The following is an 11,965-nucleotide window of genomic DNA, read 5'->3' on the forward strand; positions in this document are numbered from 1 at the left end:
AATGATGGTTAAATGGAATTAAAGGTAGCCGCAGGGAAAAGTGTTATAATTAACGAGTAGCTTAACTTTCTTTACGGTCAAACAGCAAGGTGTTAAATTGATCACGTTTCCAGCAATTACCGGTCGACCATTCTTCTAAATTACTACGCGGCCGGTTATGGGAATGGGTTCTTTAGGCACCGGGACAACCAGGCGAGACGTCTTGTACTTCTATATCGAGACACTGAAACAGAGACTGGACGCGATCAACCAATTACGGGTAGATCGGGCTTTGGCGGCCATGGGGCCGGCCTTTCAACAAGTTTACAGTCTGCTGCCAACCTTATTACATTATCATCATCCAATGCTTCCGGGTTACCTTGAAGGTAACGTTCCCTGCGGCATTTGCTTCTACACGTCTGATGAAACCCAGGCCGCCTGGCTGGCCGAGTTAACCGAACCTTCCGACGTGCCGCTGGTGGTGCCGCCCAGCGGCGAACGGCCGATCACGGGCGTCTATTCCATGGGCAGCACTTCGTCCATCGGGCAGAATGCCAATTCCGATCTCGATATCTGGGTTTGCCACCAGTCCTGGCTGGATAACGAAGAGCGCCGCCAACTGCAGCGCAAATGCTCGCTGCTGGAAAAATGGGCCGCCACCAAGGGCGTGGAAGTCAACTTCTTCCTGATTGATGAAAATCGTTTCCGGCGCAATGAAAGCGGCAGCCTGGGCGACGAAGACTGCGGTTCCACCCAGCATATCCTGTTATTGGACGAATTTTACCGCACCGCGGTGCGCATGGCCGGCAAACGCCTGTTATGGAACATGGTGCCGGGCGACGAAGAAGATCATTACGACGAATACGTCATGTCGCTTTATGCCCGCGGCGCGCTGACCCCCAATGAATGGCTCGATTTGGGCGGGTTGGGCACGCTGTCAGCCGAAGAGTATTTCGGCGCCAGCCTGTGGCAATTATATAAAAGCATTGATTCCCCTTATAAAGCGGTGCTCAAAACCCTGCTGCTGGAAGCCTATTCCTGGGAATATCCCAATACCCAGCTGCTGGCCATGAACATTAAGCAGCATTTGCACGACGGCGAGATCGTCTCCTACGGCCTCGATCCTTATTGCATGATGCTGGAGCGCGTCACCCACTACCTGACGCAAATCAACGACACCACCCGGCTGGATTTGGTGCGGCGCTGTTTTTATCTCAAAGTGTGCGAAAAATTATCCCTGACGCCGGAAAGCGTAGTCTGGCGCCGTGAAATCCTCAGCCAGCAGGTGAAAGAATGGGATTGGGACGAAGAGCGCCTGAGCATGCTCGACGACCGCGCCAACTGGAAAATCGGCCGGGTGCGCGAAGCCCATAACGAATTGCTCGACGCCATGATGCAAAGCTACCGTAACCTGATTCGCTTTGCGCGGCGCAATAATCTGAGCGTCAGCGCCAGTCCGCAGGATATCGGGGTGCTGACCCGTAAATTGTACGCGGCGTTTGAAGCGCTGCCGGGTAAAGTGACGCTGATTAACCCGCAGATCTCCCCGGATCTGTCCGAGCAGAACCTGACGTTTATCCACGTGCCGCAGGGCCGGGCCAACCGGGCCGGCTGGTATCTTTATAACCAGTCGCCGTCGATGGAATTTATCATCAGCCATCAGCCGCTGGAATATAACCGCTATCTGAACAAGCTGGTGGCCTGGGCCTGGTTCAACGGCCTGCTGACCGCCAAGACGCGCCTGCATATTAAAGGCAGCGAGTTATGCGATCTTCCCCGGCTCCAGGAACTGGTGGCGGATGTATCGCGCAATTTCCCGCTGCGGGTGCCCGCGCCGACGCCAAAAGCCCTGTACAGCCCCTGCGAAATTCGCCATTTGGCGATTATCGTCAATCTGGAACACGATCCGACCGCCGTGTTCCGCAATCAGGTGGTGCATTTCGATTTCCGCAAGCTGGACGTGTTCAGCTTCGGCCAGCAGCAGGAGTGCCTGGTGGGCAGTATCGACCTGCTGTACCGCAACTCCTGGAACGAAGTGCGCACCCTGCATTTCAACGGCGAGCAGGCGGTACTGGAAGCGCTGAAAACCATTCTGGGCAAAATGCACCAGGACGCATCGCCCCCGGATACGGTGGAAGTGTTTTGCTACAGCCAGCATCTGCGCGGCCTGATTCGCACTCGGGTGCAGCAATTGGTGGCCGATTGCATCGAGCTGCGTCTTTCCAGCACCCGCCAGGACCCGGCGCGCTTTAAAGCGGTACGGGTAGCGGGCCAGACCTGGGGACTGTTTTTCGAGCGCCTGAGCGTCTCGGTGCAAAAGCTGGAGAACGCCATCGAATTTTACGGTGCCATTTCCAACAACAAGCTGCACGGGCTGTCGATCCAAATGGAAACCGAAAAAGTGAATTTGCCGCCGGTGGTGGATGGTTTTGCCAGTGAAGGCATTATCCAGTTCTTCTTTGAAGACAGCGCGGACGACGCGGGCTTTAATATTTATATCCTGGACGAAAACAACCGCGTCGAGGCTTACCATCATTGCGAAGGCAGCAAAGAAGAGCTGGTGCGCGATGTCAGCCGTTTTTATTCTTCGTCCCACGATCGGTTTACCTACGGCTCCAGCTTTATAAACTTCAACCTGCCGCAGTTTTACCAGATTGTGCAATTGGACGGCCGCATCCAGGTAGTACCGTTCCGCAATACCGTCCTGTCGCAGCTGGGTCCGATGTCTTTTGAATCGGATGCGTCTTTGGTGCGCCAGCAGGCCGGGCTGAACTAGCCGCCGGGGCCCGTAAACCGGGCCCGCCATCTTCCATTTGCCCGCGTCGCCCGGCATCGCTCCCGTTCGATTCCTATTGCTTTTCAGGATCTAACTGCGATTATAGGTGGCTTGAGAGCATGAATGACAGGTAATTAATCGCATGAAAAACCCATTACGCCTTATTACGCTGGCGTTTTTAATTCTGGGATTGAACGGATGCGGGCTGAAAGGGCCGCTGTATTATCCGCCGGTGGAGAAACCCGCCAGTAAACCCAAACCGGCCACCGCTTCGCCGACGGCGGTGCAATCGCCGGCGCAAAGCGCCAATCCGGGCGGTAGCGGCCAGGGCACCGCCGGCGCCGTGCAGCAGCCGTAACAGCGATACAGTCGCATCCGTCCCGGAGACGCGCTATGCTGCGCGTAAGGGTTACTCAGCGGAGTAAGATATGCAGTTTTCCAAAATGCACGGTCTGGGAAACGACTTTATGGTCGTGGATGCCGTTACGCAAAATGTCTATTTTTCGCCGGAACTGATACGTCGCCTGGCCGATCGCCATTATGGCGTCGGGTTCGACCAGCTATTGGTGGTGGAGCCCCCTTACGATCCGGAGCTGGATTTTCATTACCGCATTTTTAACGCGGACGGCAGCGAGGTGGCGCAATGCGGTAATGGCGCCCGCTGTTTTGCCCGTTTTGTCAGAATGAAAAGTTTAACCAATAAACGTGAAATACACGTGAGTACCCAAACCGGCCGTATGGTATTAACCATTACCGATGACGAACTGGTCCGGGTCAATATGGGCGAACCGAATTTCGATCCGCAGATCGTGCCTTTCCGCGCCACCAAGGCCGAGAAAACTTATATTATGCGGGTAGCCGAGCAGACCGTGCTATGCGGGGTGGTTTCCATGGGCAATCCCCACTGCGTTATCCAGGTGGAGGACGTGGACACCGCGCCGGTGGCCACCCTCGGGCCGGTGATGGAAAATCACGAACGTTTTCCGGAGCGGGCCAATATCGGGTTTATGCAGGTCATCGACCCGCAGCATATCCGCTTGCGGGTGTTCGAACGCGGCGCCGGGGAAACCCGGGCCTGCGGCAGCGGCGCCTGCGCGGCGGTGGCGGTCGGTATCCAGCAGGGACTGCTGTCGGATCGCGTGGATGTGGATCTGACGGGCGGCCGGCTGCAAATCAGTTGGAAAGGGCCGGGGAATCCGCTGTATATGACCGGACCGGCAACGCATATCTATGACGGGTTTATTCATCTATGAAGCATCTCGGGGAGCAAGTGGATACGGCTTTGCGGCTTGATGACGACGTGGTCGCGCAATTTTTGTTGGATAATCCGGATTTTTTCATCCGCAATGCCTGCCAGGTCGAGCAAATGCGCGTGCCCCATGTTAACCGGGGCAGCGTTTCGCTGCTTGAGTGGCAACTTGCGCGGCAGCGTCATCATATCCAGCAACTGGAAGAAGACATCACCCGGTTGATGGAGCAGGCCGCGGCGAATGAACAGCTGTTTAACCGCCTGTTGGATTTACAGTCAGACCTGGCCGCCGCCGACGGCCTGCTGGACATGCTCAACCGCTTGCAGCGCTGGGCGCGCAGCCTGGGATTATCCGGAGCCCATGTGCGCCTATTCACCGATAAATGGTTTATCGGCGCGCCGTCTGATTTTACCCACCTGGGCATTTCCCGCGCCGCCTTCGAACCTTTGCGCATCCAGCGCCTGGGGCAGGGGAATCACTATTTGGGCAGTCTTAACGGTCCCGAATTGTTGCAACTCCTGCCCCAGGCCCGACAGGTTGGCTCGGTGGCGATGTCGCTGATGGGCGAGAAGGGCGATCTGGGCGTGCTGACGTTCACCAGCCGCGACGGCCAGCATTACCAGCCCGGCATGGGTACCGTGCTGCTGCAACAGCTTGCCGTGTTGTTGCCCGGCCTGCTGACCCGCTGGGTCGGCCGGTCATGACCTCCCCCGACTCGCCGCTGCGCCCTGAGGTAGACGCTTTTTTGCGTTACCTGCGGGTAGAGCGGCAGCTCAGTCCATTGACCCAATCGAGTTATGACCACCAGTTGACCGCCCTGTTAATCCTGGCTGGCGAACTGGGCGTAACCGCCTGGCCGCAGCTGGATGTGACCCACGTCCGGTCGATGACCACCCGCAGTAAACGCCAGGGCCTGCAGGCGGCCAGCCTGGCGTTGCGTTTGTCGGCGCTGCGCAGTTTCCTTGACTGGCTGGTGGGGCGGGGCGAATTAAAAGCCAACCCCGCCAAAGGCGTTTCCGCGCCGCGGGCCGGCCGGCATCTGCCGAAAAATATGGATGTCGACGAAGTTAACCGGTTGCTGGATATCGATACCAACGATCCGCTGGCGGTACGCGATCGCGCCATGCTGGAAGTCATGTATGGCGACGGCCTGCGCCTGGCGGAGCTGGTGAACCTGGATTGCGGCCATATTGATTTGGCGGCCGGAGAAGTCTGGGTGGTGGGTAAAGGCAACAAAGAGCGCAAACTGCCGCTGGGCAAGAGCGCCATCACCTGGCTTCAGCATTGGCTGGCGCTGCGCGATCTGTTCGCTCCCGAGGACAATGCCGTGTTCGTCGCCAAAACCGGTAAGCGTATCTCCATGCGCAATGTGCAAAAAAGGTTTGCGGAGTGGGGGGTGAAGCAGGGCCTTGAGAGCCATGTCCACCCCCATAAACTGCGCCACTCCTTTGCCACCCATATGCTGGAGTCCAGCGGTAATCTGCGGGCGGTGCAGGAATTGCTCGGCCATGCCAACCTCTCCACCACCCAAATTTATACCCATCTTGATTTCCAGCATCTGGCCCTGGTCTATGATGCCGCGCATCCGCGCGCCAAACGAGGGAAGACCTGATGCATTTTTATCGACCCCTGCGCCCGTTCAGCGCGTTGACCTTTGACTTGGACGACACCCTTTATGATAACCGTCCGGTGATTGCCCGCACGGAACTGGAGTCGGTCGCTTTTTTGCAGAGCTATCACCCGGCGCTGAAAACGCTGGACGCCGGCCATTTTAAAGCGCTGCGGGCCGAATTGCGCAGGCAAGAGCCGGAAATTTATCATGACGTCACCCGCTGGCGCTGGCGGGCGGTGGAACTGGCGCTGCGCAATCACGGCTTAAGCGCGCAGGAAGCCCGGGCCGGCGCCGACGCCGCCATGGCGAATTTCGCCCGCTGGCGCAGCGATATCAGCGTGCCCGATGCCACCCACCGGACGCTGGGCGCGCTCGCGGCCCGCTGGCCGCTGGTGGCTATTACCAACGGTAATGCTTCCCCGGAGGCTTGCGGCCTGGGCGATTATTTCGCTTTTGTGCTGCGCGCCGGTCCCGATGGCCGGGCCAAGCCTTACCGGGATATGTATCACCGGGCGGCGATTAAATTGGATGTGCCGTTAAACGGCATTTTGCATGTGGGCGATGATTTGGCGGCGGACGTTACCGGCGCCATACGCTGCGGCATGCAGGCCTGCTGGATTAACGATCGCGGCGGTGATTTTTTCCAGGCCCCCGATGCCCGTCTGTTGCCGCATATTGAAATTTCGCAGTTGGCATCTTTGACAGCCTTGTTATAATCCTTTATATATCTGTATAAATAACCAGTACATTTGCTTTGTCGCCGTCAGGCGCCAGAGAAGTGTCGTAAAAAAAGGTCCCCTATGGACGTTTCCGATCTGCTTGATAGCCTAAATGACAAACAACGCGAAGCCGTGGCTGCCCCGCGCGGCAACCTGCTGGTCCTGGCTGGCGCGGGCAGCGGCAAAACCCGGGTCCTGGTACATCGCATCGCCTGGCTGCTCTCGGTGGAAAACTGCTCGCCGTACTCCATCATGGCGGTGACGTTCACCAATAAAGCCGCCGCGGAAATGCGCCATCGCATCGAGCATTTGATCGGAACCGGCCAGGGCGGCATGTGGATCGGCACGTTTCATGGCCTGGCGCATCGCCTGCTGCGCGCCCATCATCTGGACGCCAACCTGCCGCAGGATTTCCAAATCCTCGACAGCGAAGATCAGCTGCGTTTGCTCAAACGGATTATCCGCGCGCTGAACATCGACGAGAAGCAGTGGCCTCCCCGCCAGGCCATGTGGTACATCGGCGGTAAAAAAGACGAAGGCCTGCGCCCCCAGCACGTTGAGAGCTATGGCAATCCGGTGGAAGCCACCTGGCTGCGCATCTACCAGGCCTACCAGGAAGCCTGCGACCGCGCGGGCCTGGTGGATTTCGCGGAACTGCTGCTGCGCGCCCATGAGCTGTGGCTCAACAAACCCCACATCCTTAAACACTACCGCGAGCGTTTCGGCAATATCCTGGTGGATGAATTCCAGGACACCAACCGCATCCAATATGCCTGGATCAGGCTGCTGGCGGGCGATAGCGGCAACGTGATGATTGTGGGCGACGACGATCAGTCCATCTACGGCTGGCGCGGCGCGCAGGTAGAGAATATCCAGCGTTTCCTGGATGATTTTCCCGGTGCGCATACCGTGCGTCTGGAACAAAACTATCGCTCCACCAGCAACATCCTGAAAGCGGCCAATGCGCTGATAGCCCATAACGGCGGCCGGCTGGGTAAAAATCTCTGGACCGAGGACCCGGAAGGGGAACCGATTTCCGTCTACTGCGCATTTAACGAGCTGGATGAAGCGCGCTTCGTGGTCAACCGCATCCGCACCTGGCAGGAAACGGGCGGCGCGCTTAATGACAGCGCCATCCTTTATCGCAGCAATGCCCAATCCCGGGTACTTGAAGAAGCCTTGCTGCAAAATGCCATGCCTTATCGCATCTATGGCGGCCAGCGGTTTTTTGAACGCCAGGAGATTAAAGATGCGCTGGCCTACCTGCGGTTGATCGCCAATCGTAATGACGATGCGGCCTTCGAACGCGTGGTCAATACCCCGACGCGCGGCATCGGCGACCGCACCCTGGACGTGGTGCGCCAGGCGGCGCGCGATCGCCAGATGACCATGTGGCAGGCCACCCGGGCCATTATGCAAGAGCGGGTGCTGGCCGGGCGCGCCGCGTCGGCCATGCAGCGTTTTCTTGAACTGGTGGACGCCCTGGCGGAAGAAACCGCCGATTTACCGCTGCATGTGCAAACCGACCGGGTGATTAAAAACTCAGGCCTGTGGATTATGTATGAGCAGGAAAAAGGGGAAAAGGGCCAGGCGCGCATTGAAAACCTTGAGGAGCTGGTTACCGCGACGCGGCAATACAGCTACCAGGACGAAGATCAGGATTTAATGCCGCTACAGGCATTTTTATCCCATGCCGCCCTGGAAGCCGGTGAGGGCCAGGCCAGCGCCAACCAGGACGCGGTGCAGCTTATGACGCTGCATTCCGCCAAGGGTTTGGAGTTCCGCCAGGTGTTTATCGTCGGCATGGAGGAGGGCATGTTCCCCAGCCAAATGTCCCTTGATGAAGGGGGGCGGCTGGAAGAGGAGCGGCGCCTGGCCTACGTCGGCGTGACCCGCGCCATGGAAAAACTGACCATTACCTATGCTGAAACCCGGCGCCTGTATGGCAAAGAGGCGTTCCACCGTCCGTCGCGCTTTGTCGGCGAGCTGCCCGAGGAGTGCATTGAAGAGGTGCGGCTGCGCGCCAGCGTAACCCGCCCGGCCAATCATCAGCGCATGGGCACTCCCCTGAGCGAAAATGACAGCGGTTTTTCCCTGGGCCAACGGGTGAGGCATCCGAAGTTCGGCGAAGGCACCGTGGTCAACCTGGAGGGCAGCGGTGAACACAGCAGGCTGCAGATCGCCTTTCAGGGCCAGGGAATCAAGTGGCTGGTGGCGGCCTATGCCCGTTTGGAGACGGTCTGAGCCCCAAGGGGCGCGAAAGTCGATGGTAACGATCATTTACTCATTAAATGGGCTGATTGTATAAAAAATAGACGACAAAGCGCCGCTTACGTATTGACAGACTTTTTCATCTCGGCGTAACATGCGCGCACTATTCTTGTGAGAGGATCACGCCTTGGACGCCCCCAGTAGATACTGGCTCGATAATCTGTTGATCAGGTACACCCACTAAGGCTATCCCGAATGCTGATAGCCTCAGTGGTTGTCAGCGACCCGCATTTATGTGTCGCTCTGAGTCAGATCTGTGATGGTCTGAAACTTGCCGGTGACATTCTCACCCCCGGTTTCTGCTTTCTAATGCGTTTCCCGATTGTCACCGCTAAGGAAGCTATGGCGTATGCTTAACGCGTTTAAATTGGATCAAAACCGCTTGTCTCGCCTCGAACTGGATGAAGCGGATACGTTAGCCGGTTCCGTTTGGGTGGATTTGATTGAACCCGGCGACGATGAACGGGATCGGGTCCAGGAAGAATTGGGCCAAAGCCTGGCGACGCGCCTTGAACTGGAAGATATCGAAGCTTCCGCCCGTTTTTTCGAAGACGAAGACGGGTTGCATATTCACTCATTCTTTTTTTATGAAGATGCGGAAGATCACGCCGGTAACGCCACCGTGGCCTTTACCATCCGCGACGGCCGGCTGTATACCCTGCGCGAGCGCGAGCTGCCCGCGTTCCGGCTCTATCGGATGCGCGCCCGCAGCCAGACCCTGACCGACGGCAATGCCTATGAACTCCTGCTCGATTTATTCGAAACCAAAATCGAGCAACTGGCCGATGAAATCGAAAATATCTACAGCGATCTGGAAGCCCTGAGCCTGGTGATTATGGAAGGACACCAGGGGGATGAGTATGATGAAGCGCTGTCGACCCTGGCGGAGCTGGAGGATGTGGGCTGGAAAGTGCGCCTGTGCCTGATGGATACGCAGCGTGCGCTGAATTTCCTGGTGCGCAAGGCGCGCTTGCCGTCCGGCCAGTTGGAGCAGGCCCGTGAAATCCTGCGGGATATCGAGTCGCTGCTGCCCCATAACGAATCGCTGTTCCAGAAGGTCAACTTCCTGATGCAGGCGGCGATGGGTTTTATCAACATCGAGCAAAACCGCATCATCAAGATATTCTCGGTGGTATCGGTGGTGTTCCTGCCGCCGACGTTGGTCGCTTCCAGCTATGGCATGAATTTTACCTTTATGCCCGAGCTGAAATGGTCGTTCGGTTACCCCGGCGCGATTGGCCTGATGATTCTGGCGGGGCTGGCGCCCTACCTCTATTTTAAACGTAAAAACTGGCTATAGCGGCGCGTAAGTCCGGGCGACTGGCGGAGAATTGTACGATAAATGCTTCCCCGCTGGGCGGGATATGATAAAACATATTCTACACTAGAGTTTTAGCATCTTCTGACAACTGCCGCTTATGAAACAATTTTCGCAACCCGCCCAGTGGGCAATTTTGCTGTCTTGCTCGCTGGCGCTGGGATTTGCCCTGCAATATTTCAATTTTCCCGCCGCCCTGTTAATGGGGCCGATGCTGGTGGGCGTGGTCATGGCGCTTTGCGGCGCGACAATTACCGTCTCCGCCGGCATCTTCGTCGGTTGCCAGGCCGTGCTCGGCTGTATGATTGCCCTCACTTTATCCCCCGGTATTCTGACCGTGCTGCTTTCCGACTGGCTGCTGGTGCTGGTGGTATTGGTGCTGACGCTGCTGGCCAGCGGCCTGTCGGGTTGGCTGCTGGTCCGGTTCAGCAGCTTGCCCGGGCCGACCGGCGCCTGGGGGTCTTCTCCGGGCGGGGCGTCGGCCATGGTGGCCATGTCGGGTGAATTTGGCGCCGATGTGCGGTTGGTGGCGTTTATGCAATATCTGCGCGTACTGTTCGTCGCGGCGGCGGCGGCCATGGTGGCCCACCTCAGCATGGGCGACCAGACCGGCGCGGCGGCTGCGGTGGTCTGGTTTCCCCCGCTGGGATACCGCTTTGCCGCCACCGTGGCCATCGCCATCGCGGGCGCATGGCTGGGGCGCAAACTGCATATTCCGGCCGGTGCGCTGCTGATCCCGATGCTGGTCGGCGCCACTTTGCACGTTACCGGCACGCTGTCGATGGAGGTGCCACAGTGGCTGTTGGCCCTGGCCTATGCCTTTATCGGCTGGACCGTCGGCCTGCGTTTTACGCCCGCCATCGTGATGCTGGCGTTAAAAACCCTGCCGCAGATGGTGGCGTCAATCATCGGACTGATTCTGTTATGCGGATTTATGGCCTGGATACTGACGCTATTGCTGCCGGTGGATTTATTGACCGCGTATCTGGCCACCAGCCCCGGCGGGCTGGATACCGTAGCGATTATCGCCGCGGGCAGCCATGCCGATATCGGTTTTGTCATGGCGATGCAAAGCCTGCGGCTGTTCTCGATTTTATTGCTCGGACCGGCAATGGCGCGCTTTATCTCGCGCCACGCCGCCCCGCGTGTGGCGTGATTTTCGCTGCATCAGTATCGCGTCAAAAATAAATACCGCCAGCGCCAGCCAGATAAAGCTAAAGGCGAACAGCTTGTCTTCCGACATGACTTCGCCATAAAACAACACCGCCAGCAGGAACATCAAAGTCGGGCCGAGATATTGGAAAAACCCCAGCGTCGAAAGGCGCAGATGGTTGGCGGCGGCGGCAAACAGCAGCAGCGGAATAGTCGTGATAATCCCCGCCGCCACCAGCAGCAGATTTAATTGCCACGGGTTGGCGCTTAAATGGCTGGTCGCGCTGTCGGCGATGGCGAACAGGTACCAGGCGCCGGCGGGCAACAACCACAGGGTTTCTATCAGCATGCCGGTTTGCGGGTCCACCCCCAGTTTTTTGCGCAGCAGACCGTAAAACGCAAAGCTGAACGCCAGCCCCAGGGCAATCCACGGCAGCGACCCGAACTTCCACAGTTGTATCAGCACGCCGCACACCGCCAGTATCACCGCCAGCCACTGGAGCTTGCGAAACCGCTCGCCGAGAAAGACCATCCCCAGCAATATATTCACCAGCGGATTGATAAAGTAGCCCAGACTGGCCTCCAGCATATGGTGGTGATTCACCGACCAGATATAGAGCAGCCAATTACTCCCGACCAGTACCGATGTCACCCCCAGGACCAGCAGCACCTTGGGCCGGCGGAACACCGCGCGCACCTGCGGCCATTTACGGCAAACGCTCAGCAGCGCCATCATAAAAAATACCGACCAGATGATGCGGTGGGTGAGGATTTCCTGGGCGGGTACCTGTTGAATCAGTTTGAAATAGGCCGGTGCCAGTCCCCAAATCAGATAAGCGCCCAGCGCGCATAAAACGCCCTGGCGTGTGGATTTTTCATTCATGGGTA

At 57.8% G+C, this 11,965-nt stretch carries 10 protein-coding genes; 9 read left to right on the forward strand and 1 reads right to left on the reverse strand.

All coding sequences use genetic code 11. From position 1 onward, the window contains the following. The first annotated feature begins 157 nt into the window (after positions 1 to 157). From ACL2XP_RS00550 to ACL2XP_RS00590, 9 genes are all read left to right on the forward strand, one after another. Positions 158 to 2,755 (forward strand): class I adenylate cyclase, encoded by a 2,598-nt coding sequence (locus ACL2XP_RS00550; protein ID WP_413736674.1) that lies wholly within the window; start codon positions 158 to 160, stop codon positions 2,753 to 2,755. Positions 2,756 to 2,897: 142 nt separating this feature from the next. Then, positions 2,898 to 3,113 (forward strand): LPS translocon maturation chaperone LptM, encoded by a 216-nt coding sequence (lptM, locus tag ACL2XP_RS00555; RefSeq protein ID WP_413736675.1) that lies wholly within the window; start codon positions 2,898 to 2,900, stop codon positions 3,111 to 3,113. Between the two features lie 70 nt (positions 3,114 to 3,183). Next, the gene (gene dapF, locus ACL2XP_RS00560; protein ID WP_413736676.1) at positions 3,184 to 4,008 is read left to right on the forward strand and encodes a diaminopimelate epimerase; all 825 of its coding nucleotides are present in this window, start codon (positions 3,184 to 3,186) and stop codon (positions 4,006 to 4,008) included. Beyond that, a complete protein-coding gene (locus tag ACL2XP_RS00565) occupies positions 4,005 to 4,709 on the forward strand; it encodes a DUF484 domain-containing protein (RefSeq protein WP_413736677.1) in 705 nt (234 codons plus the stop codon). The genes dapF and ACL2XP_RS00565 overlap by 4 nt, the downstream gene beginning before the upstream one ends. Then, positions 4,706 to 5,617 carry a tyrosine recombinase XerC gene (xerC, locus tag ACL2XP_RS00570; RefSeq protein ID WP_413736678.1) on the forward strand — a complete coding sequence of 304 codons (912 nt, stop codon included), beginning with the start codon at positions 4,706 to 4,708 and terminating at the stop codon, positions 5,615 to 5,617. The genes ACL2XP_RS00565 and xerC overlap by 4 nt, the downstream gene beginning before the upstream one ends. Further along, positions 5,617 to 6,333 (forward strand): 5-amino-6-(5-phospho-D-ribitylamino)uracil phosphatase YigB, encoded by a 717-nt coding sequence (gene yigB, locus ACL2XP_RS00575; protein ID WP_413736679.1) that lies wholly within the window; start codon positions 5,617 to 5,619, stop codon positions 6,331 to 6,333. Before xerC ends, yigB begins: the two co-directional genes overlap by 1 nt. Positions 6,334 to 6,417: 84 nt before the next feature. Continuing rightward, positions 6,418 to 8,580, forward strand: a complete 2,163-nt coding sequence (uvrD, locus tag ACL2XP_RS00580) for a DNA helicase II (protein WP_413736680.1) — start codon at positions 6,418 to 6,420, stop codon at positions 8,578 to 8,580. A gap of 376 nt (positions 8,581 to 8,956) precedes the next feature. Next, positions 8,957 to 9,907: a magnesium/cobalt transporter CorA gene (gene corA, locus ACL2XP_RS00585; protein ID WP_413736681.1), complete on the forward strand. Its 951-nt coding sequence runs from the start codon at positions 8,957 to 8,959 to the stop codon at positions 9,905 to 9,907. A 118-nt stretch (positions 9,908 to 10,025) separates the two neighbouring features. Next, positions 10,026 to 11,081: an AbrB family transcriptional regulator gene (locus tag ACL2XP_RS00590; protein ID WP_413736682.1), complete on the forward strand. Its 1,056-nt coding sequence runs from the start codon at positions 10,026 to 10,028 to the stop codon at positions 11,079 to 11,081. Here ACL2XP_RS00590 and rarD read toward each other — a convergent pair. Then, positions 11,019 to 11,960 carry an EamA family transporter RarD gene (gene rarD, locus ACL2XP_RS00595; protein WP_413736683.1) on the reverse strand — a complete coding sequence of 314 codons (942 nt, stop codon included), beginning with the start codon at positions 11,958 to 11,960 and terminating at the stop codon, positions 11,019 to 11,021. The genes ACL2XP_RS00590 and rarD overlap by 63 nt on opposite strands. Between the last annotated feature and the right edge of the window lie 5 nt (positions 11,961 to 11,965).

It is taken from the genome of Sodalis sp. RH21, assembly GCF_047324175.1.
In the GTDB taxonomy this organism is placed as follows: domain Bacteria; phylum Pseudomonadota; class Gammaproteobacteria; order Enterobacterales; family Enterobacteriaceae; genus Acerihabitans.

Excerpts from the sequence above, each read along its gene's own strand:
- ACL2XP_RS00550 (WP_413736674.1), top strand. The coding sequence starts at position 158 with ATGGGAATGGGTTCTTTAGGCACCGGGACAACCAGGCGAGACGTCTTG.
- ACL2XP_RS00590 (WP_413736682.1), top strand. The coding sequence starts at position 10,026 with ATGAAACAATTTTCGCAACCCGCCCAGTGGGCAATTTTGCTGTCTTGC.
- lptM (WP_413736675.1), top strand. The coding sequence starts at position 2,898 with ATGAAAAACCCATTACGCCTTATTACGCTGGCGTTTTTAATTCTGGGA.
- rarD (WP_413736683.1), bottom strand. The coding sequence starts at position 11,960 with ATGAATGAAAAATCCACACGCCAGGGCGTTTTATGCGCGCTGGGCGCT.
- dapF (WP_413736676.1), top strand. The coding sequence starts at position 3,184 with ATGCAGTTTTCCAAAATGCACGGTCTGGGAAACGACTTTATGGTCGTG.
- ACL2XP_RS00565 (WP_413736677.1), top strand. The coding sequence starts at position 4,005 with ATGAAGCATCTCGGGGAGCAAGTGGATACGGCTTTGCGGCTTGATGAC.
- uvrD (WP_413736680.1), top strand. The coding sequence starts at position 6,418 with ATGGACGTTTCCGATCTGCTTGATAGCCTAAATGACAAACAACGCGAA.
- corA (WP_413736681.1), top strand. The coding sequence starts at position 8,957 with ATGCTTAACGCGTTTAAATTGGATCAAAACCGCTTGTCTCGCCTCGAA.
- yigB (WP_413736679.1), top strand. The coding sequence starts at position 5,617 with ATGCATTTTTATCGACCCCTGCGCCCGTTCAGCGCGTTGACCTTTGAC.
- xerC (WP_413736678.1), top strand. The coding sequence starts at position 4,706 with ATGACCTCCCCCGACTCGCCGCTGCGCCCTGAGGTAGACGCTTTTTTG.